19 protein-coding genes and 1 pseudogene are annotated in these 21,693 nt (G+C 67.7%); 18 read left to right on the top strand and 2 right to left on the bottom strand.

Annotated elements, in window-relative coordinates:
- Nucleotides 1-24 precede the first annotated feature (24 nt).
- The 6 genes and pseudogenes from xylB to A6A40_RS17625 all read left to right on the top strand — a co-directional run bounded on the left by xylB (nt 25) and on the right by A6A40_RS17625 (nt 7,059).
- The gene (xylB, locus tag A6A40_RS17650; RefSeq protein ID WP_108547198.1) at nt 25-1,476 is read left to right on the top strand and encodes a xylulokinase; all 1,452 of its coding nucleotides are present in this window, start codon (nt 25-27) and stop codon (nt 1,474-1,476) included.
- Nucleotides 1,473-2,779 (top strand): annotated as a pseudogene (gene xylA, locus A6A40_RS17645) (xylose isomerase); the annotation flags it as partial. The gene xylB and the pseudogene xylA, both read left to right, overlap by 4 nt.
- A gap of 158 nt (nt 2,780-2,937) precedes the next feature.
- On the top strand, nt 2,938-3,933 hold the full coding sequence (gene xylF / locus A6A40_RS17640; protein ID WP_108547281.1) for a D-xylose ABC transporter substrate-binding protein: 996 nt from the start codon (nt 2,938-2,940) through the stop codon (nt 3,931-3,933).
- Entirely contained in the window at nt 3,933-5,258 is a 1,326-nt protein-coding gene (locus tag A6A40_RS17635; RefSeq protein WP_108547196.1) for a sugar ABC transporter permease, read from the top strand. Before xylF ends, A6A40_RS17635 begins: the two co-directional genes overlap by 1 nt.
- Nucleotides 5,259-5,269: 11 nt before the next feature.
- A complete protein-coding gene (locus A6A40_RS17630) occupies nt 5,270-6,070 on the top strand; it encodes an ATP-binding cassette domain-containing protein (RefSeq protein WP_108547195.1) in 801 nt (266 codons plus the stop codon).
- 167 nt (nt 6,071-6,237) lie between these two features.
- Nucleotides 6,238-7,059, top strand: a complete 822-nt coding sequence (locus A6A40_RS17625) for a MipA/OmpV family protein (protein ID WP_158279309.1) — start codon at nt 6,238-6,240, stop codon at nt 7,057-7,059.
- On the opposite strand, the gene A6A40_RS17620 is transcribed toward A6A40_RS17625, so the two are convergent.
- A complete protein-coding gene (locus A6A40_RS17620; protein ID WP_108547193.1) occupies nt 7,043-7,996 on the bottom strand; it encodes a LysR family transcriptional regulator in 954 nt (317 codons plus the stop codon). The two genes, A6A40_RS17625 and A6A40_RS17620, sit on opposite strands and share 17 nt — an antisense overlap.
- A gap of 123 nt (nt 7,997-8,119) precedes the next feature.
- Between A6A40_RS17620 and A6A40_RS17615 the strand changes: the two genes are divergently transcribed.
- From A6A40_RS17615 to A6A40_RS17595, 4 genes are all read left to right on the top strand, one after another.
- Nucleotides 8,120-8,533: a DoxX family protein gene (locus A6A40_RS17615; RefSeq protein WP_108547192.1), complete on the top strand. Its 414-nt coding sequence runs from the start codon at nt 8,120-8,122 to the stop codon at nt 8,531-8,533.
- A gap of 353 nt (nt 8,534-8,886) precedes the next feature.
- Nucleotides 8,887-9,645: a siderophore-interacting protein gene (locus A6A40_RS17605; protein WP_108547190.1), complete on the top strand. Its 759-nt coding sequence runs from the start codon at nt 8,887-8,889 to the stop codon at nt 9,643-9,645.
- A gap of 117 nt (nt 9,646-9,762) precedes the next feature.
- Nucleotides 9,763-10,422, top strand: a complete 660-nt coding sequence (locus A6A40_RS17600) for a response regulator transcription factor (RefSeq protein WP_108547189.1) — start codon at nt 9,763-9,765, stop codon at nt 10,420-10,422.
- A gap of 1 nt (nt 10,423) precedes the next feature.
- Nucleotides 10,424-11,806 carry a sensor histidine kinase gene (locus tag A6A40_RS17595; protein ID WP_108547188.1) on the top strand — a complete coding sequence of 461 codons (1,383 nt, stop codon included), beginning with the start codon at nt 10,424-10,426 and terminating at the stop codon, nt 11,804-11,806.
- Here A6A40_RS17595 and A6A40_RS17590 read toward each other — a convergent pair.
- The gene (locus A6A40_RS17590) at nt 11,791-12,981 is read right to left on the bottom strand and encodes a plasmid replication protein (protein ID WP_108547187.1); all 1,191 of its coding nucleotides are present in this window, start codon (nt 12,979-12,981) and stop codon (nt 11,791-11,793) included. The two genes, A6A40_RS17595 and A6A40_RS17590, sit on opposite strands and share 16 nt — an antisense overlap.
- Nucleotides 12,982-13,736: 755 nt before the next feature.
- Here A6A40_RS17590 and A6A40_RS17585 point away from each other — a divergent pair.
- From A6A40_RS17585 to A6A40_RS31455, 8 genes are all read left to right on the top strand, one after another.
- Nucleotides 13,737-14,555, top strand: coding sequence for a helix-turn-helix domain-containing protein (locus A6A40_RS17585; RefSeq protein ID WP_108547186.1), 819 nt, complete (start codon nt 13,737-13,739; stop codon nt 14,553-14,555).
- A 13-nt stretch (nt 14,556-14,568) separates the two neighbouring features.
- The gene (locus A6A40_RS17580) at nt 14,569-15,222 is read left to right on the top strand and encodes a hypothetical protein (RefSeq protein ID WP_108547185.1); all 654 of its coding nucleotides are present in this window, start codon (nt 14,569-14,571) and stop codon (nt 15,220-15,222) included.
- A gap of 78 nt (nt 15,223-15,300) precedes the next feature.
- Nucleotides 15,301-16,377 (top strand): apurinic/apyrimidinic endonuclease family protein, encoded by a 1,077-nt coding sequence (locus A6A40_RS17575; RefSeq protein WP_108547184.1) that lies wholly within the window; start codon nt 15,301-15,303, stop codon nt 16,375-16,377.
- Between the two features lie 127 nt (nt 16,378-16,504).
- Nucleotides 16,505-18,025 carry a PAS domain-containing sensor histidine kinase gene (locus tag A6A40_RS17570; protein ID WP_236783873.1) on the top strand — a complete coding sequence of 507 codons (1,521 nt, stop codon included), beginning with the start codon at nt 16,505-16,507 and terminating at the stop codon, nt 18,023-18,025.
- Nucleotides 18,015-18,713 (top strand): response regulator transcription factor, encoded by a 699-nt coding sequence (locus A6A40_RS17565; protein ID WP_236783857.1) that lies wholly within the window; start codon nt 18,015-18,017, stop codon nt 18,711-18,713. Before A6A40_RS17570 ends, A6A40_RS17565 begins: the two co-directional genes overlap by 11 nt.
- A gap of 124 nt (nt 18,714-18,837) precedes the next feature.
- On the top strand, nt 18,838-19,248 hold the full coding sequence (locus A6A40_RS17560; protein WP_108547181.1) for a response regulator transcription factor: 411 nt from the start codon (nt 18,838-18,840) through the stop codon (nt 19,246-19,248).
- A 210-nt stretch (nt 19,249-19,458) separates the two neighbouring features.
- Nucleotides 19,459-20,187, top strand: coding sequence for a helix-turn-helix domain-containing protein (locus tag A6A40_RS17555; protein WP_108547180.1), 729 nt, complete (start codon nt 19,459-19,461; stop codon nt 20,185-20,187).
- Between the two features lie 317 nt (nt 20,188-20,504).
- Nucleotides 20,505-21,693, top strand: a 1,189-nt coding sequence (locus A6A40_RS31455; RefSeq protein WP_236783856.1) for an aldehyde dehydrogenase family protein, incomplete at its 3' end; no start/stop codon positions are given.

Genomic DNA, 21,693 nt, shown 5'->3' with positions numbered 1-21,693 from the left:
GGGCATCAGAAAAGGTCGACCGTCATGTTTCTGGGGATCGACATCGGCACATCCAGCGTCAAGGCGGTGCTGACCGACGCCGACGGGGCTGTCGCCGCCAGCGCGTCCCGCCCCTGCACCGTCTCCCGCCCCCACCCCCTGTGGTCGGAGCAGGAGCCGGAGGATTGGGTCGCCGCCGCCGTCGCCGCGGTGGACGAGCTGGCCGAACGGCAGCCTGCCGCGCTCGCCGCCGTGCTCGGCATCGGCTTCTCCGGCCAGATGCATGGCGCGGTCCTGCTTGGGGCCGACAACCGGGTGCTGCGCCCGGCCATCCTGTGGAACGACGGCCGTTCCCACCGCCAATGCGCGACGCTGGAGGAAAGGCTCCCGACGCTCCGCACCATCAGCGGAAACATCGCCATGCCCGGCTTCACCGCGCCGAAGCTGCTGTGGGTGGCGGAGGAGGAGCCGGACATCTTCGCCGCGCTGGCCAAGGTGCTGCTGCCGAAGGCCTATGTCCGCTGGCGCTTCACCGGCGCCATGGTGGAGGAGATGTCGGACGCGTCGGGCACGCTGTGGCTCGACGTGGCCCGGCGCGACTGGTCGGACGACCTGCTCGCCGCCACCCGGATGACCCGTGCCCACATGCCGGATCTGGCCGAAGGCTCCGACGCCGTCGCCCGGCTGTCGCCCGATCTCGCCCGCCGTTGGGGCATGCGGGAACCGCCGGTGGTGGCGGGCGGGGCAGGGGACTGCGCCGCCAGCGCGGTCGGGCTCGGCGCCATCGCGCCGGGCGACGGCTTCCTCAGCCTCGGCACCTCCGGCGTGCTGTGGCGGACGACCGACCGTTTCCTGCCCAATCCGGCGATGGCGGTCCATGCCTTCTGCCACGCGCTGCCCGGCGTTTGGCACCAGATGGGCGTCATGCTGTCGTCCGCCGCCTCGCTTGCCTGGGCCGCCTCCATCTTCGGCACGCCGGAGGCGGAGCTGCTGGCCCCGCTCGGCGATGCGGTGGACGGCCCGTCGCCGGTCGCCTTCCTGCCCTACCTGTCGGGCGAGCGCACCCCGCACAACGACGCCACCGTGCGCGGCCTGTTCGCCGGCCTGTCGGCGGAGACCGGGCGCGACGCGTTGATCCAGGCGGTGCTGGAAGGCGTCGCCTTCGCCGCCCGCGACAATCTGGTGGCGCTGGGGGCGGGCGCTCCTACGGCATTCGACCTTGCCGGCGGCGGCTCCCGCTCGCGGCTGTGGGCGCGGATCTGCGCCGACGCGCTGGGCGTCACCATCCACCGCATCGAGGACGGCGAGGTCGGTGCGGCGCTGGGTGCCGCCCATCTCGGCCGCATGGCCGCGACCGGCGAGCCTGCGGCGACCGTCTGCCGCAAGCCCCGCCGTCTTGAAACCTTCACCCCCGATCCGGCCCGCGCCGACGCGTACAGCCAGGCCTGGCTGCGCTGGCGCCGGCTCTACCCCCTTGCCAAGGAGTTCGCGTCTTGAGCACCGCCTCTTTCTTCGGCGACCTGTCCCCCGTGGCCTATCGCGGGCCGGATAGCCGCGACCCGCTGTCCTACCGCTGGTACGACAAGGACCGCGTGGTGCTGGGCAAGCGGATGGAGGACCATCTGCGGCTGGCCGCCTGCTACTGGCACAGCTTCTGCTGGCCGGGCGGCGACCCCTTCGGCGGCGAGACCTTCCAGCGCCCGTGGATGCGCCCCGGCCAGGATCCGATGGCGGCGGCCCGTGCCAAGGCCGATGTCGCCTTCGAGATGTTCCGTCTGCTCGACATCCCCTTCTTCTGCTTCCACGACCTCGACGCCGCGCCGGAGGGCGCCACGCTGATCGAGAGCGTCGACAATCTGAAGGCGATCACCGAGCTGTTCGCGGCGAAGATGGAGACGGCCAAGGTCCGGCTGCTGTGGGGCACCGCCAATTTGTTCTCCCACCGCCGCTACATGGCCGGTGCGGCGACCAACCCCGACCCGGACGTCTTCCTCTATGCCTGCGGGCAGGTGCGCGCGGCGCTGGAGGCCACCCATGCGCTGGGCGGCGCCAACTACGTCATGTGGGGCGGGCGCGAGGGCTATGAGACGCTGCTGAACACCGACCTGAGGCGTGAGCTGGACCAGATGGGCCGCTTCCTGGCGATGGTGGTGGAGCATAAGCACAAGATCGGCTTCGACGGCCCGATCCTGATCGAACCGAAGCCGCGCGAGCCGACCAAGCACCAGTACGATTTCGACGTCGCCACCGTCTACGGCTTCCTGGAACGCTACGACCTGCTGGCCGACGTGCGGGTGAACATCGAGCAGAACCACGCCATCCTCGCCGGCCACAGCTTCCAGCACGAGGTGGCGCTGGCGCTGGCGCTCGGCATCTTCGGCTCGCTCGACATGAACCGCGGCGATCCTCTGCTGGGCTGGGACACCGACCAGTTCGCCAACGACATCGGCGAACTGACCGTGGTCATGCACGACATCCTGAAGGGCGGCGGATTCACCACCGGCGGCCTGAATTTCGACGCCAAGATCCGCCGCCAGTCGCTCGACCCGGAGGATCTGCTGCACGGCCACATCGGCGGCGTCGACACCTGCGCCCGCGCCCTGCTGCAGGCGGCGCAGATGCTGGAGGACGGCGCCCTGACCAAGCCGCTGTCCGAGCGCTACGCCGGTTGGGACGGAGCGGAGGGTCAGGCGATCCTGTCCGGCAAGCGCGATCTCGCCACGCTCGCCGAACGGGCGCTGACCGGCAACCTCAACCCGCAACCCCGCTCCGGCCGTCAGGAGTATCTGGAGAACATCGTNTCCCGGGGCGGGAGAGGGAGGTGATCCCCGCTCCACTGCTTCCGTCGATCAACAAGGCCGCCACGACCGGACGGCCACACAGGGAGGAAACACGATGAAGCACCGCCTCACCGCCACCGCCGCCGGCCTGTTCCTGACGCTGGCCGCCGCGACCACCATGACCTCGACGGCGGCGCTGGCCGCCGGCGCCACCGTCGGCGTGTCCTGGTCCAACTTCCAGGAAGAGCGCTGGAAGACCGACGAGGCGGCGATCAAGGCCGTGATCGAGAAGGCAGGCGGCAAGTACCTGTCAGCCGACGCCCAGTCCTCGCCGGCCAAGCAGCTGTCGGACATCGAATCGCTGATCTCGCGCGGCGCCAACGCGCTGATCATCCTGGCCCAGGACAGCGACGCCATCCGCCCGGCGGTGGAGAAGGCAGCAGCGGAGGGCATCCCGGTCGTCGGCTATGACCGGCTGATCGAAATCCCGTCGGCCTTCTACATCACCTTCGACAACAAGGAGGTCGGCCGGCTCCAGGCGCGCAGCGTCTTCGCGATGAAGCCGAAGGGCAACTACGCCTTCATCAAGGGCAGCTCCACCGATCCCAACGCCGACTTCCTGTTCGCCGGCCAGATGGAGGTTCTGAAGGCCGCCATGGACCGCGGCGACGTGAAGAATGTCGGCGAGGCCTACACCGACAAGTGGCTGCCGGCCATCGCCCAGCAGAACATGGAACAGATCCTGACCAAGAACGGCAACAAGGTCGATGCCGTGGTCGCCTCCAACGACGGCACCGCCGGTGGTGCGGTCGCGGCGCTGGCGGCGCAGGGTCTGGCCGGGACGGTGCCGGTGTCGGGCCAGGACGGCGACAAGGCGGCGCTGAACCGCATCGCGCTCGGCACGCAGACGGTGTCGGTGTGGAAGGACGCCCGTGAACTCGGCCGCCGCGCCGCCGAGATCGCCATGGAGCTGGCCGGCGGCAAGAAGATGACCGACATCGCCGGGGCCGCGACCTTCGACGGCGGTCCGAAGAAGCAGAAGATGACCTCGCTGTTCCTCACCCCGATCGCCATCACCAAGGACAATCTCGGCACGGTGATCGACGCCGGCTGGGTGACAAAGGACGTGGTGTGCCAGGGCGTGAAGCCCGGCAGCGTCAAGGCCTGCAACTGATGACGGAACCGTCCACCACCCTGTCCCCCCCGGCGCCTTCCTCGGAAGCGCCGGCCGGACGGCGGGCCGGCATCGGCGACGCCCTGCGCGCGCTGGAGCTGGACACCCGCATGGTCGGGATGATCGGGGCGCTGGCCATCGTCTGGATCGGCTTCGACATCCTGACCGGCGGCGCCTTCCTGACCCCGCGCAACCTGTGGAACCTGTCGGTGCAGACCGCGTCCGTCGGCGTGATGGCGACGGGCATGGTGCTGGTCATCGTCACCCGCAACATCGACCTGTCGGTGGGCTCCATCCTGGGCTTCACCGGCATGGTGGTCGGCGTGCTCCAGGCCCGCATCCTGCCGGAGATCTGGGGCTTCGACCATCCGCTGACCTGGGTGGTGGCGGTGCTGGCGGCGGTCGCCGTCGGCGGGGCGGTGGGGGCGGTGCAGGGCGCCGTCATCGCCTATCTCGGCGTGTCGTCCTTCATCGTCACGCTGGGCGGCCTGCTGGTCTGGCGCGGGGCGGCGTGGTGGGTGACGACCGGCCAGACGGTGGCGCCGATGGACGGGCTGTTCAAGCGGTTGGGCGGCGGCTTCGAGGGCGCCATCGGCGCCGGCCCCAGCTGGGCGGTCGGCATCGCCGCCGTCCTGCTGTCGGTCGCCGCCATCCTGGTAACGCGGCGGAGGCGGGCCGGCTTCGGCTTTCCCGTCCGGCCCTTGTGGGCGGAGGGGGTGGTGATCCTGCTGGTCGCCGCCGCCATCGTCGGCGCCGTGCTGGTGGTCAACAGCTACCCGCTTCCCGTCCCGGTGGTGCGCCGGATGATGGAGGCGCAAGGGCTGTCCACCGACCGCGGGCTGCCCTTCGTCGCCCACGGCTTCGCCATTCCGGTGCTGATCGCGCTGGCGGTGGGGGTGGGGATGACCTTCCTGTCGCGGCGCACCCGCTTCGGCCGCTACGTCTTCGCCATCGGCGGCAACCCGGAGGCGGCGGAGCTGTCGGGCATCAACACCCGGCGGGTGATGGTGATGGTGTTCGGGCTGATGGGGGCGCTGTGCGGCCTGTCCGCCTGCATCGCCACCGCCCGGCTGAACGCCGCCACCAACGCCAACGGCACGCTGGACGAGCTGTACGTCATCGCCGCGGCGATCATCGGCGGCACCTCGATGGCCGGCGGCGTCGGCACCATCCTCGGCGCGATGCTGGGCGCCATGGTGATGCAGTCGCTGCAATCCGGCATGGTGCTGCTGGGGGTGGACGCGCCGATGCAGAACATCGTCGTCGGCCTCGTGCTGGTCGCCGCGGTCTATGTCGACACGCTCTATCGCAGGGGCCTGAAATGATGGGGGCTGAAATGAGCGCTCTCGCTACGGCGGCTCCACACGCCGCAACGGCACCGCTGGTGGAGATGCGCGACGTCTCCATCGCCTTCGGCGGCATCAAGGCGGTGGACGGCGTCAGCATCGACCTCTATCCCGGCGAGGTGGTCGGGCTGCTCGGCCACAACGGCGCCGGCAAATCGACGCTGATCAAGATCCTGTCCGGCGCCTATGCCGCCGACCATGGCGAGATCCGGGTGAACGGCGAACCGGTCCAGATCACCAGCCCGCGCGACGCCAAGCGCTGCGGCATCGAGACGATCTACCAGACGCTGGCGCTGGCCGACAATGTGGACGCCGCCGCCAACATCTTCCTCGGCCGGGAAAAGCTGACCCGCTGGGGCACCCTGGACGACCACGCGATGGAGGCGGAGGCGCGCAAGGTGATGGGCCGCCTCAACCCGCATTTCCGCCGCTTCAAGGAACCGGTCAAGGCCCTGTCCGGCGGCCAGCGCCAGTCGGTCGCCATCGCCCGCGCCATCCATTTCGACGCCCGCGTCCTGATCATGGACGAACCGACCGCCGCCCTCGGTCCCGCCGAGACCCGTCAGGTGGGCGAGCTGGTGAAGCAGCTGAAGCAGGAGGGGATCGGCATCTTCCTGATCTCGCACGACATCCACGACGTGTTCGATCTGGCCGACCGCATCCATGTGATGAAGAACGGCAAGCTGGTCGGCACCGCCCGCGTGTCCGACGTGACCAAGGACGAGGTGCTGGGGATGATCATCCTTGGCAAATGCCCGCCGGGTGCGGTTCCCGGACCGGGGGCCGCCTGATACCAGCGGCTATTGATCCTGACCTTCGAGGATCAATAGCTCCGGCGGCAATGGCTGCCGCCGGCAGTCATATCAATCCGGAAAGTCGCCTCGCTCCGTTCAGGTCCGATTCAGCAAGCGATGGCAGGGTCCGCCGCGACCCCCTTCTGGATAAGGCCCACATCACCATGATGGTTACATCGTTCAGCCGCGGAGCGGTCCTGGCGGCCACCCTCTGCACTGCATTGGCGGGCACCGCCACGCGGGCGGCGGCGGATGACGAGGGAAGCAAACCCTCCAAGGACTGGACATTCATGCTCGGCGGCGGCGCCATCTACGCGCCGGATTACGAAGGGTCCAACGATTACAAGGCGATGCCGGTCCCTATCGTCGAGGTGTCCTGGCGCGACCGGGTTCGGCTAACCACCAGGGGCGGAGCGGGGATCGTCGCCACGCCCTTCGCGACCGATGCCCTGAAGGTCGATGTCGGCATCGGCTATCATGCCGGACGCAAGGAAAGCGACAACGACGCCCTGAAAGGGCTCGGCAACCTGGACGGCGGCGCTGTGGCGACCGCCCGGCTCGGCTATCGGATGGGTCCCGTCGGGGTCGGACTGCAGGTCGCCCGCGACCTTGGCGGCGACCGTGACGGCCTTTCGGCCACCGTCGAGGCGGAGTATGCGATCCGACTGTTCGGCGACCGGGCCCGTCTCAGCCTGTCGCCCCATGTCACCTGGGCCGACGACAATTACATGAGCAGCAGCTTCGGCATCACCGCGGCCCAATCCGCCCGCTCCGTACACCACCTGGCCCGTTACGACGCCGGGGCGGGGTTCAAGGATGCAGGTCTGTCGATCGGCGTCAGCTATGCCGTGACCGACTCGATCCAGGCCGTGAGCCGGCTGGGCTATACCCGCATACTCGGCGATGCCGCCGACAGTCCGCTGGTCAAGCAGGAGGGAAGCGCCGACCAGTTCAGCACCCTCGCCGGCCTCAGCTATCGCTGGTAGGTCCACCCCCGGCAAACCCGCCGGCTCCCTGCCGGGAATAGGCGTCCCAGCCCTGGCGTTGCAGCTCCTCGAGCAGCCAGCGGGCGCCGATTCCCAGCGGGCGCTTGCGGTCGTGAACGGCGAACAGCCCGACCGATCCAGGCAGCACCGCCGGATCGTCGATGGCCAAGCGCACCAGACGACCGCTTTCCAGGGCCTCCTCCACGAGATGATGCGGCATCGTCCCCCAACCGAAACCGGCCAGCAGAAACTCCAGACGGCGGGCGATGTCGACGAACCGCCATACGCGCGGGCTGACGACGCTGAAGCTGGGACCGGGGCGTTGCAGCGGATCGGTCAGGATCAATTGGACATGCTCGGACAGAATATCCCGCGTCAGGGGGCGCGTCTCGCATGCCAGGGGATGGGTGGGCGCCACCACCGGCACCAACGCGACCTGCATCAGCGCAGCGGCCTGCAAATCCTGCGCAATGGACGGCAGCAGCGCACACAGCCCCAGCGTGGCGCTGCCGTCACGCACGCGCCGCTCAGCCGCCCCGAGTCCCTCGGTGAACAGCGTCACTGTCAGATCGGGAAATCTGTGCTGCAGATTGGCCAGTCCCCGGATCACCGGCCCAGTCGGCACGAAACTGTCGACCGCGATCGAAAGTTCCGGCTCCAATCCCGCCGCGATGGAGTGCGCGGTGCGTTCGAACGCCTCGGCCTGGCGCAGAATCTGCTGCGCTTGGGTGGCCAGCACGCGGCCAGCGTCGGTAAAGCGCGGCGTCCGGCCGCTGCGGTCGAACAGCTGCACGCCCTGCGTGTCCTCAAGCGTCTGGATCGCATGGCTGATGGCCGATTGCACACGGCGAAGCTCTCGTCCGGCGGCCGAGAAGCTGCCGGTCTTCTCAATGGCGACCAGCACACGCAGCTGGTCCAACGTCAGCGCACCGATCACGATCCATCTCCAATTTCGATGGTTTTCATCGAAATCATATCACTTCCATGGATGCTTGGCGACCGGCACCTTGGATCCAGGCAACGATGCCCGCCGATATCATCCATCCGAAGGACCCTTCCCATGAGCACTGCGACCCTTGCTCCCCGCCGCCACCTCCTTGGTCTCGGACTGTGGACAGTCCAGACCCTGCTGGCGCTGTTCTTCATCTATGCCGGTTTTACCAAGCTGGCCACGCCGGCGGACCAGCTCGCCGCGATGATGCCGTGGACGGCGGATCATCCGCGATTGGTGCCCGTGACCGGCATCGCCGATCTGCTCGGCGGCATCGGCATCCTGCTGCCGTCCCTGACCCGCATCCAGCCGCGTCTGACGGTTCTCGCCGCGGCCGGCATCATTCTGTTGCAGGTTCTGGCTCTGCTGTTCCACCTGACCCGCGGCGAAGCGGCCGTCGTTCCGATGAACATGGTTCTGGTGACTCTGACGGCCTTCGTTCTGTGGGGACGTGGTCGCGCCCTGCCTGTTCAGCCCCGCTGACGGTGGCCGGTCTCCCTCTCGCTCCCCGAAAACGCACCCCAATAAGCCCGGTCGATCGTCATGCGCATGCCAACTCACTTCCTGTGCCATGGCGGCGGCCCCTGGCCGCGGATGCAGGATCCGCTGCGCGTTACCGCCCAATGGCCGATCCGTCCCAGCGCCATCCTGGTGATATCGGCCCGTTGGGAAGAACAAGCCCTCACGGTCACGAGCGCCGCCCGCGGCTACGATCATGGTCGCAACGTGCCGGATGGATCGATCCGGCGCCCTGCATCGACCGTGACCGGCTGATGGGCTTCGTCACGGTCTCCAGCTACCGCTTCGGCGGCTGACTTTCAAAAGGTATCTCCGCGATGACTTCCCCTGCCATGACCCCGACCCTGAACGAACCGCGCGAGGCGGCGTCCGGCCGGCCGCCGGCCGGCGATGGCGTGGTGTCGCGCCTGCTGACCCGGCTGCTGTTCCGACAGGCCGAAATCGTCGAGAACCGCGAACTGGCTTCGGGGCTGCATCTGCTGACGTTGGAAGGACCGGCGTTGCGCGATCTCGCCTGGATGCCCGGCGACAAGATTCAGGTCAAACTCGGCTCCGGGATGTCCACGCGCACCTACACCCCCATCGACTGGGAGGCACAACAGGGGCGTACCCGGTTCATCGCCCATGCGCTGACCACTGGACCCGGCAGCCTGTGGGTGCGCAACGCCCGGCCCGGCGAGCCTGTTCGGCTGTTCGGACCGCGCAAATCGCTGGATCTGTCGCGACTCGACACGCAAACAAGGGTGCTCGTCGGCGACGAAACGGCAATCGGTCTCGCCGCCGCATGGCATCCCACCCATACCGTTTTCGAGGTCGGCGATCGGACCGCGGCGCAGAGCGTCACCGACCGGTTGGATCTGCCAGCCACACTGATCGCCCGGCAGCAGGACGACGGCCATCTGGAGACGCTGGCCGACATCCTGCTCCGCCTGCCGGGCCGCGACACTGGCTTCGTCCTGGCCGGGCGCGCCCGGACGATCCAGCATCTGCTGAAGGCTTTGCGAAAGAATGGCGTCAGCACCGACCGCATCCTGACCAAGGCGTATTGGGCCGAAGGCAAGGTCGGGCTGGACTGATCCAAAATCGACCGGCGCGTACGAAGCGATGCGGAAACGCCCTCCTCCGGACAGGGCGGTTCAGATTGGCTTCAGGATTTCCCGGTAAGTCTACAGCCAATCGACCGGGAACCAGTGATGCGCATTCTGCTTATAGAAGACGATCCCCTGATCGGCGACGCCATCCGGGCGAGGCTGACCAGGAATGGCATGACCGTCGATTGGCTGGAGGACGCGGCAGGTCTCGACGGGATAACGACCCTGGACGGGTTCGACCTGCTGATTCTGGACCTGGGCCTGCCGGACCGCGACGGACTGGACATCCTGCGCGAAAGGCGGGCCGATGGGCAGAAGGTCCCGATCCTGATCCTGAGCGCGCGCTATGAACTCGACAGCCGGGTACGCGGACTCGATCTGGGCGCCGACGACTATCTGGTCAAGCCCTTCGAAATGGACGAGCTGATGGCCCGATGCCGGGCACTGGCCCGCCGGCGCGGCAACCACGTCTCCAAACTCCGGCAATACCGGAATTTGCGGATCGATCCCACCTCGTTCACGGTCCAGCGCGGCAACGAGAGCATCACACTCACCCCGAAGGTGTTCGCGCTGCTGCTCCGCTTCATCGATAACCAGGGCCGGGTCCTCACCCGCAACGCACTGGAGGAGCATCTCTACGGCTGGAACGGCGAAGCCGAGAGCAACACGCTGGAGGTGTTCGTCTCCCAGATCCGTCGCAAGCTGGGGGCCGACCTGATCCAGACGATCCGCGGGGTCGGCTACATGCTGCCGAGGGAATGACATGCCGTCGATCCGCGCGCGCCTGCGCCGCCGGCTGGTCTGGCTGACTGCAGTCGTCTGGATATCGGCCTCCGTCCTGATCGTCGCGGCAGTGGCGATGGAATATCGGCAGTCGCACCACAGCCGTGCTGCCCAAATCGCAAGACTGCTGCTGGCCTTCACCTCGACCCAGCCCGCCGCGCTCATCACGATGCCGTTTCCGGATCAGCCCTGGGAACCGGACTTCCACGCGGACGAATATCTGGTCGTGATCAGTCGCAAGGGCGTGCTTTTCTACAGTTCAGAGGCGCTACCGCCGGACCAACTGCTGACTCTGCCCCTGCACGGCAAGGCCAAGACCGGCGACAGGACACGCATCTTCCACGGTCTGGAGGACGAGCGCAGCGGCACGCGGGTGGTAATCGGGGTCGACATGTTCGATCCGCTGTTCTCCTCGATCCATGTCGCCGGACTGCTGGCCGCCTATGTGCTGGCCGCAACGGTTCTGATCATTGGCATCCTGATCATCGGCATCCGGTCAGGGCTGGCGCCGCTCGGCGCCTTTGCCAGACAGGTGGGCGAGCGCAGCGAGGACAATCTTGCGCCGCTGGACAAAACCGAAGTGCCGGAGGAGCTGCAGGGGGTGGCCCATGCGCTGAACGGCCTCATGGCAAGGCTCAACCTGGTTCTCGCACACGAGCGTGACTTCGTTTCCAACGCGGCACACGAGTTGCGCACTCCGCTGACTGCGATCCGTGCGCAGGTCGAAGCCCTCGGCGAGGATCTGCCAGACCGCAGCCACGCCCGCTTCGCCAACATCCTTCGGGCCACCGACCGGGCCGGACGGATGATCTCGCAGCTGCTCGACGTCACCCGCTCCCAATCGGTCGATCTGATCCAGACGCCCGCCGACCGGATCGATCTCGTGGGGTTGGTCCAGTCCGTCATCGCCGATCTGGTGCCGCTGGCGAACAGGTGCGGAGTCGAGGTCGTCCTGGAATCGCCCCGTTCCCTTCACGTCACGGCGCGCCCGGAACTGCTGGCCATCATGTTGCGCAACATCGTCGAGAACGCGATGAAATATGCCGGAACACCGGGGCGCGTCGCTGTCACGGTCGTTACGGCTACCGGCCCGGCCACCATCGATCTGTTGGTGGAGGATGACGGTCCCGGCCTGACCGCGGAAGAGTTCCAGCGCTCCTTCGCGCGGTTCCAGCGGCTTGGCCAGTCCGGCGGCGATGGTGTGGGGCTAGGACTGTCTATCGTCGGCGAATTGTCCCAGCGCATGGGGATTCCCGTGGAATGGATGGAGCCGGGAACATTGGGCGGGTTGCGCATCCGCCTGCGGTTGGCGGATACGCCTCCCAACGGAGCGACGGACGTCAGTCGTCAGCCTTCACCCTGACCGGAGCGTGCGCCCAGCAGGGTGCCGCGGCGGCGGCGAACCTCGACGCTCTGGCCGGGGGTGATGGGCAGGAACTCCTTCGGGCGCTCGTCGCTGCCGGCAATGGCTCGGTAGGTGGCGGCGTTGGCCTCCTGCACGTCATTGCCACGGCGGACCTGATCCAGGAATTTCTGGCTCGGCATCATGATGTATTCGATGTCGTTGATGCGCCGGCCGTCCTTCGACACCGTCTTCTCCACCCGGTCGAGGATGCCCTCCTCGACCAGGGAATCGACCGCCAGGGTCACCGTGCGCAGCGTGTCGCGCCGCCGGCTCCACTCGTTCATGCCGCTGTTGTTGATGATGTCGTCGGCGGACAGGGTCATCGGCGGCACGCTGTGCATCCCGTCCGGCAGGCGGGCCAGATCGAGGTCGCCATATTCGATCGACAGCCGGTTGTAGAGCCAGCGCGCCACCGGGCTCTTCAGCCGCATGATCCACTGGTAGGAGATCGGCTTGAATTCCAGGTTGCGGATGGCCGAGGCGACCAGCGCGTTGAACTCCAGATAGGTATCGTTCTCGTCCTCCTCGCCGCCCTCGCCGGTGCGCGGGCGGATGTAGAGCGTGGGGAAGACCGAGGATTCCAGAACCGGACGCGCAGACTTGCGTCCGTTCTCCGGCACCTTGCTGATGATCATGCGGGTACGGGCCAGGATCTCCAGCGCCTCGCGGATCTCCGCCGTGTCCATGGTGCGGTTGACCGCGCGCAACTCCCGCCGAATCTCATAAAGCGAAAAATGGACGCGCACCCGGTCCTGCTTGTCCCCCATCAGCGACAGGCGCGACCGGTCCATGGCGAGGCGGCGCACCACCTGCTCGACGATCTGTTCGCGCTCCGACGGGAACACCTCATACTCGACCATGCGCTTGTCGGCCGGATCGTCGCCGGGGGCGGGCTTGGCCGGGCGATAGATGCGGGCGGGCTGCAGGGTCAGCGTGAACAGGGCGTCCTTGAAGGGAAACTCCTTGTGCACCGACTGGACGAACGCGTTGGCGGCCGGCAGCTCCGGCTCGGTCCCCCGGCCTTTCGACACGAAGACAAAGCGCGGCGCCGTGTCGTAAAGCGCGATCATATGGGACTGACTGCGGTCCTCCATCTCGAACAGAGTCAGCTGGACCGCGTTCGCCTTGCTCATGGCTCATCCCTCCTCGCCAAACGGCACGATAGGGGCTGGCATCGGATGGTGGCAACCGGCAGGGCCGAGTCCGTCTGCAGGCCTGTGTCCCGTTTGGCCGCGCTTGTGTAGGAAATGCCCGCAGCTGTGTCCCGAATGCCCGCGCTTCGTCCTTGGGCAATCGGATGGCGCCGCCCCGCAGGCGTCCGCTGGGGTGGATCGCTGCGAATCGCACCGCGGTTCGGCGAAGCGCGAGCAAATGGGATAGAGACTCGGGGGCGCGGATTCCCGTCATGGGGCCACGAAGCGCGAGCAAACGGGACAGTCCCGGCGCCGGAGGGCTCCCAAACGCGAGCATTAGGGACACATCGAATTCCGTGATGCGGCCAGCCGAACCGCGAAGCGCGGGCAAATGGGACAGATCCGGCCGGCGAGGCTGGCCAGCAGCCGCCTTCCGCGAAGCGGACCGCGGACCATGGCCGCGAATCGCGGGCAAGCGGGACAGCCCACGGCGGCGCGGATAGCGCCGGTCCCCGGCAAAGTGCGGGCAAACGGGATAGAATCCGATTCGCAAGCCAAACGCGGCCAAAGGGGACATATCCGCGACCAAGGGGGACACAGGCGCGGGCCGATGGGACACAACCGCGGGCGAAGGGGACACAACCGAATCAGTCCCTTTTGCCCGCGATTCGACGACCGCAGCAGCCGGCGGAATCCTTCGTGCAAGTTCGCCGGCCCCATCCATGCCGGCCCCCAAGCCTCGCGGAGTTTTCCCCATGCCCACACCGACACCGTCCGCAGCAGCGGCAAATCCCCCCGATACCGGACGGTGGGGACGGATTCCCGCCTGGTGGCTGGACCATCCCGGCCTGGACGCCGACGGCTTCGCCGTTCTGGCGGCGCTTGCCACCTTCGCCGACGAGGACGGCCTGTGCTGGCCGTCGCAATCGACGCTGGCCGCCAAGCTGAAGCGGTCGCGCCCCACAATCAACCGCATCATCCAGGGCCTGAGCGACATTGGCCTGGTCGGAGTCGAACACCGCCGCGGCCGCGACGGCGCCCGCCTGTCCTGCCTCTACCGCCTGCGCTTCACACCGGCCGATACCGTCGATGGGTCCGACAGGGATTGCGTCTCCGCCCGCCCTGTCCGGCCGGCCGACAGGGATGACTCGGACATGCACAGCCCCTGTCCGCCGACGAGTCAGGAACAGGTCCATTCCAAACAGATTCCAGACTCGCACGCTTCGGGCGGGCACGACCGGGCGCAAACGGTTCCGCAAGACTGGATGCCGACTGCCGACGATCTCGCCTGGGCAAAGGCGCGCCATGCCGAGATCGACCTTGGCCGCCATGTCGAGGGGTTCATCCTGCGCTGTCGGGCCCACGGCTATCGCTACCGTGACATCTCATCGGCTTGGCGGGCATGGCTGGCGCAGGATGCCGCGGCGGGCAAGGCACCCGTCGTCCGCAACCGCCCGTCCGCGATAGCGAGCACCACGACTGCCCATCCATCCGCAGCCGAACAGCGCCTGGGTGCCTGGGCCGCCGCTGCCTCGGAACTGCGCCAGCGCACAGCCACGCCTTCCTGGTCGTAAAAAGGGGAGACCGATGACCGTCCACAAGCGAAGCGCCACCATCACCGCCCTCCCGCGCTGCCCGGTTCCGTCTTCCCCGACGGAGGCCTTCGACCCGGCGCTGCCGGCCCCTCTTCGGCAGGCCCGCCTGACCGCCGCGCTGCCGCCCATGCTCCAGCGGCTTCTCGCCCAGGGCCGGATCGACCGCCGTCCGCGCTTCGGTGACGACGGCTTCGACGGCATGATCGAACTGTGGTCCGCGCCCGACGGCGTAACCGCCGCCGAGGCCGCGCTCGCCCGCCAGAGTCTTGAGGAGCTGTACGCCACAGTGCTGGCCCCGGCCGACAGCGACCATCTGCTCGGCCGTGTGCTGACCCTGCTCAGCCATTTCCCGGCCAAGGGACTGTCGCCGGAGGTGGAACGCATGATGGCGCTCGACTGGGCCGAGGATCTGGGCGAATACCCGGCTTGGGTGATCGACGCCGCCGCCCGCAACTGGCGCCGGAGCCGGAAATGGCGACCCTCCATCGCCGAGATGCGTGCCCTGTGCGAGGATCTGTGCGCACCCGAACGCGCGCTGGCCGACCGGTTGGGCACGCTCGCCGCGGCTGTCCCGCGCGATGCCGGCGGCACCGATCTGCGGGCGGTCGCGACCGGGGCGCTGCGCCGGATGGGCGGGATGGGATGAGTCCCCTCGGCCCATCCGGTGGACGGTGCCTGCCAGCGGTCCATATCAAGGAACCCGTCCGCTTCACGTTGCCGACCGATGCCCGACAGCTCTCATATCCCATCCCCGTCCGTTCCCCGCTTCGGCTGGTGCTGCCAGTATATTCCGCCCGATGGCGACGCCGGACTTGCCAAGCGCATGAATCCCGGCACCGTCACCATCGCGACACTGAGCAAGCTGGGCCCCGCCCGCGCCGAGGAAAAACTGACCGAGGTGCTGCGTCGCAACCTGCTGGCCCTCCAGCTGCAACTGGACGAGGTCGCCCGGCAACCGGCCTACCGTCGCCTGCTGCGCGTCAACAGTGGGCTGCTGCCGGCCTACACCCACGAGATCGGACGGCCGCTCTACCGCCAGCCCGGCATCCGGTCGCTGGTGCAGAGCGGGCTGGAGCATGCCGGCCGCAAGGCGATGGAGGCGGGCATCCGCATCGGGCTGCACCCGGACCAGTATTGCGTGCTGAACAGCGCCAATCCATCCACCCTCGACAATGCGGTGGCGGAGCTGGAATACCATGCCGACATCCTGCGGATGATGGGGCTGGCCGGCGGCTGGCACCCGCAAGGTGCGCATGTCAACATCCATGGCGGCGGGCGCGGGGAGGGCATCGCCGGTTTCCGCCGCGGCCTCGCCCTGCTGTCGGAGGATGCCCGCAACCTGCTGACCGTCGAGAACGACGAGATGTCCTTCGGCCTGGACGACCTGCTGCCGCTGACCGATGCCGTGCCGATCGTGCTCGACATCCACCATCACTGGGTCCGCACGCAAGGGGAGTATCTGCGTCCCGACGATCCGCGAATCGCCACTGTCATCGGCTCCTGGCGCGGGGTGCGCCCGGTCGCCCATATCAGCGTATCGCGCGAGGATCTGCTGGCGGACTGGCCGTCCGACAGCCTGCCGGACTATGCCGCGCTGGCGGCGCGCGGGCTGACGACGAAGGATCTGCGGGCCCATTCGCAACGGATGTGGAACCGTGCCGTGAACCGGCTGGTGGCGGACCATCTCTCCTGGGCAGATTTCGAGGTGGAGGCCAAGGCCAAGAACCTCGCGGTCGACGATCTGGAACTGGACGCCCTCGGCAGCGTGGCTGTGGCCGCGTCGCCCGATCTGCAGCCTTGACCAACGGTTGCACTCAACTACTCTGTGGGTGGAGACGAATGACAGACAATTGATTTCACAAGAGGGTTTCGACGTGGCCGACGACATCCGGGATGGGAACCTGGACGCGCTTTCTCAGCTGCAGGCGATGCTGGACACCGTGCCCGATGGAATCGTCATCATCGACGACCGCGGCCGGATCAAGACCTTCAACCCAGCCTGCGAGCGGTTGTTCGGCTGGACCGCCGCCGAGGTGATCGGCCGCAACGTCAAGATGCTGATGCCGTCGCCTTACCAGGAGGAGCATGACGGCTATCTGGAGCGCTACCACCGGACGGGCGAGCGCCGAATCATCGGCATCGGCCGCCAAGTGACAGGCCTGCGCAAGGACGGCTCCTGCTTCCCGATGGATCTGTCGATCGGCGAGGCCAGCCAGGACGGCGCTCCCGTCTATATCGGGATCATCCGTGATCTGACCGCGGCCAAACGGGCGGAGGCGGAGCTGCGCGAGCGCGAGGCCCGCCTCACCTCCATCCTGGAGACGGTGCCGGAAGCCATCATCGTCATCGACGAGAAGGGGCTGATCGAATCCTTCAGCCCGGCGGCCGAACGGCTGTTCGGCTATGCGGCGGCGGAGGCGATCGGTTGCAACATCAGCATGCTGATGCCGTCGCCCTACCGGGAGCAGCATGACGGCTATCTGGAGCGCTACGGCAGGACGGGCGAACGCCGCATCATCGGCATCGGCCGCGTCGTCTCCGGCCAGCGGCGCGACGGGTCGGTGTTCCCGATGGAACTGGCGGTGGGCGAGGTGTTGCTGGCGGGCCAGCGCCGCTTCACCGGTTTCGTCCGCGATCTGACCGAACGTCAGGCCACCGAACGGCGCCTGCAGGAGCTCCAGTCGGAGCTGCTGCATGTCAGCCGGGTCAGCGCCATGGGCCAGATGGCCTCGACGCTGGCCCACGAGCTGAACCAGCCGCTGACCGCCGTCATCAACTACGCCAAGGCGGCCAAGCGGCTGATGGAGCGGCCGGAAACGGTGGTCAAGGCGATGGACATGGTCGACAAGGCGAGCGCCCAGGCGACCCGCGCCGGCCAGATCATCCGCCACCTGCGCAGCTTCATCGAGAAGGGCAAGACCCACCGCTCGGTCGAGCCGCTCAACAAGGTGGTGGAGGAGGCGAGCGCCCTCGCCCTGGTCGGCGCGAAGGAGCGGGAGCTGCATGTGCGCTTCGACTTCGACGCCGCCGATCCGCAGGTGCTGATCGACAAGGTGCAGGTCCAGCAGGTGATCCTCAATCTCGTCCGCAACGCCATCGAGGCAATGGCGCAGGGAAGCCCGGCCGGGGCGCAGCGGGTGCTGACCGTCCATACCGGCTCGGAACCGGGCGAGCCGGCCTTCCGCCGCGTCGCCGTCAGCGACAGCGGTCCCGGCGTGCCGGAGACGGTGCGCGCCCAGCTGTTCCAGCCCTTCGTCACCACCAAGAGCAGCGGTATGGGGCTCGGCCTGTCGATCTGCCGCTCGATCATCGAGGCCCATGGCGGCCGGCTGTGGCTGGAGCCGGCGGCGCTTCCCCCCGGCACGGGCGCCAGCTTTGCCTTCACCGTTCCGCTGTCCGCAACGGATGCCGGTGCGGATGCCAGCCAGGAGACCGGCGATGCCCGCTGACGCAATGCCCATTGCCGAGTCCGACCTCACCGTCTTCATCGTCGACGACGACGACGCGATCCGCGACTCCCTGGAGGTCCTGCTGGATTGCGCCGGCTTCCGGGCGGAAAGTTTCTCCACCCCGCTCGCCTTCCTGGAGTCCGGTGCGCCGTCGCGGCCAGGATGCCTGCTGGTCGATGTGCGGATGCCGCAGATGAGCGGCCTGGACGTGCAGGAGCGGCTGACCCGCGGCGGCCATGCCATGCCGGTGGTGGTGATGACCGGCCATGGCGACGTGCCGCTCGCCGTGCGCGCCATGAAGGCGGGGGCGGTCGATTTCGTCGAGAAGCCGTTCGAGGAGGAGGCGCTGCTCGCCGCCGTGCGCTCTGCCCTTACCCTTGCCCGCGCGGCGGACAGCCGGACGGCGGAGACAGCGCAGCCTGTGCCGGAACAGCCTGCTCCGCCGCCTGCCGCATCCGCCCCGCCGGAGGTTCTGGACCGTCTCGCCGCCCTGACGCCGCGGGAGTTGGACGTGCTGCGCTGGCTGGTGGCCGGCAAGTCGAACAAGGTCATCGCCTTCGAACTGTCGATCAGCCCGCGCACGGTGGAGATCCACCGAGCGCGCGTGATGGAGAAGATGCGCGCCGACAGCCTGCCGACCCTGGTGCGCATGGCCATCGCCGCGGGTGTGGTCCCCGGCGGCGGGTGATCTGCATCAAAAGCGCGCCGCATACGCATTGGTCCGTATATCGGCGCCTCCCGCCGCATTTTATCTTCCATGACGCGCCGCACCGTCGGCGCCATCGTGTTTGCATGGAAGTTCGGAGGCGGTCATGGATCATTTGGACAGCGGGCCGGGCGGGATGCCGGGTGCCGGGGTCGTCCACATCGTCGACGACGATGAGCCGGTCCGCGACTCCCTGAAGGCCCTGCTGGAAGCCTTTTCCTTCGACGTGCGGGACTTCCCGTCCTGCCAGGACTTCCTCGACACCTTCGACGGCAATCCGCAGGGCTGCCTCGTTCTCGACCTGCATATGCCGGTGATGAGCGGGCTGGAGTTCCTGGAGCGCCATGGCGGCGACCTGCACGGCATGCCGGTGATCATGGTGTCCGGCCGCGGCGACCCCTCCACCTTCGCCCGCGCCAAGGAGGCCGGCGTGGTGGCGGTGCTGGAGAAGCCGTTCGACGAGGATCAGCTGATCGACATGCTGAACCGCCTGCTGCCGGCGCCCGCCGCCGCCTGAGTTCCGGCGGTATCATCTCCCTCTCCCGGGACGGAAGAGGGGGATTCGTCGCAGCCCCATACGGTCCCCTACGTAGGTACACTTACGTACGCAAACTTCCTTAGGTACATCACCGAACTGCACAGGGCGGCGGGGGATCGATAGCTTCGGGCCATCAGATGCACCCCGGAACGAACCGGAGCGCACCGCACCGCAAAGGTCGAGGCCACCATGTCCACGCACGCCGCCATTGCCGCCCACGCCAACCGCGCCGTTCCTGGTTATCTGGTCTCCGCCCTGGCGATGGCGCCGACCGCCGGGGTGGGCGCCGCCATCCAGCCGCGCAATCCCGCCGACCCGCTCGCCAGCCTGGGCCACGCCAAGGTCTATGAGCGCGAGACGACGCTGTTCAGCGAAGGCGATGCGGCCGGCTCGGTGTTCCGGGTGATGAGCGGCATGGTCCGTCTCTACAAGATGCTGCCCGACGGCCGGCGCCAGATCATCGGCTTTCTGCAGGCCGGCGACATGATGGGTCTGGCCTTCGCCGCCCAGTATCTCTACACCGCCGAAACCGTCACCGCGACCACCATCCAGCGCATCCCTCGGCTGGAGCTGGATGCCCTGATGGACGCGCAGCCGGCTTTCGCCCGCAAGCTGCTGTCGGCGACCACCTCGGAGCTGATGGCGGCGCAGGATCAGATGGTGCTGCTGGGCCGCAAGACCGCCGCCGAGAAGGTCGCCACCTTCCTGCTGCGCCTCAGCGACCGCAAGGGCGGTGAGCAGATCATCGACCTGCCGATGGGCCGCAGCGACATCGCCGACCATCTCGGCCTGACCACCGAAACCGTGTCGCGCACCCTGACCAAGCTGAAGTCGACCCGCCTGATCCGTATCCTCGTCGGCGGCAAGCTGGACCTGCTGGACCGCGATGCCCTGGCCGACCTCGCCGGCGGCTTTTGAGAGTTTTCGAGTTCTTGTGAGTGCTGCTGAGAGACGTTTGAAGTTTGAACNTTTGATGACGCTCGAAGCCAAGGACATCCCTCGTCGAGTGTCATCCCCGCACAGGCGGGGATCCAGTGTTTCCCAAGCGAAATCAATGGGTTAGACTGGATCCCCGCCTCCGCGGGGATGACGACCAAAAAAACCCATAAGAACTCACAAGTTCTGACCCTTACCGCTTCCTTTCAAAATTCTGGCCGTGGTCCGGGCGCATCGGCGTCCGGAACCGCATCGGCGCACCCGAACGGCGCCCCCCGGACAGCAAGTGGATGATGACCATGACCGTCACGACCCTCACCGACCTGAACGCCCTGATTGCGCGGGTGAAGGCTGCGCAGGCGCGCTTTGCCGAGTATCCGCAGGAGAAAGTGGACCTGATCTTCCGCAGCGCGGCGCTTGCCGCCGCCGACGCCCGCATCCCGCTCGCCAAGATGGCGGTGGCGGAGACCGGGATGGGCGTGATGGAGGACAAGGTCATCAAGAACCACTTCGCCGCCGAATACATCTACAACAAGTACAAGGACGACAAGACCTGCGGCGTGCTGTCGGAAGACGATGACGCCGGCATCCTCACCATCGCCGAGCCGGTCGGCCTGATCTGCGGCATCGTCCCCACCACCAACCCGACCTCCACCGCCATCTTCAAGGCGCTGATCGCGCTGAAGACCCGCAACGGGCTGGTCCTCTCTCCCCATCCCCGCGCCCGCAAATCCACCTGCGAGGCCGCCCGCCTGGTGCTCGCCGCCGCGGTCGAGGCCGGCGCGCCCGACGACATCATCGGCTGGATCGACGAGCCCTCGCTGGAGCTCTCCAACGCCGTCATGCACCATCCCGACATCAACCTGATCCTCGCCACCGGCGGGCCGGGCATGGTCAAGGCCGCCTATTCGTCGGGCAAGCCCGCCATCGGCGTCGGCGCCGGCAACACCCCGGCCGTCATCGACGAGTTCGCCGACATCAAGCGCGCGGTGGCCTCCATCCTGATGTCCAAGACCTTCGACAACGGCGTGGTCTGCGCGTCCGAACAGTCGGCGGTGGTGGTCGATGCCGTCTATGACGCCGTGCGCGACCGCTTCGCCCATCATGGCGGCTACATCCTGTCGGCTCGCGAGGCCGACGCCGTGCGCAAGGTGCTGCTGACCGACGGCCACCTGAATGCCGACATCGTCGGCCAGCCCGCCCATGCCATCGCCGCCATGGCCGGCCTGACCGTGCCGCATGCCACCAAGGTGCTGATCGCCGAAGTCACCGACATCGACGACAGCGAACCCTTCGCCCACGAGAAGCTGTCGCCCACCCTGGCGCTCTACCGCGCCAAGGACTTCCCCGAGGCTTGCGACAAGGCCGCCGCCCTGGTGGCGCTGGGCGGAATCGGCCACACCTCGGTCCTCTACACCGACCAGGACCAGCAGGCCGACCGCATCCGCCATTTCGGCGACCGGATGAAGACCGCCCGCATCCTGATCA

Origin of the sequence: Azospirillum humicireducens (genome assembly GCF_001639105.2) — a bacterium.
GTDB classification, from domain to species: Bacteria; Pseudomonadota; Alphaproteobacteria; order Azospirillales; family Azospirillaceae; genus Azospirillum; species Azospirillum humicireducens.
The sequence above is the reverse complement of the archived record's forward strand: the minus strand, read 5'-3'. Positions and strand labels throughout refer to the sequence as shown.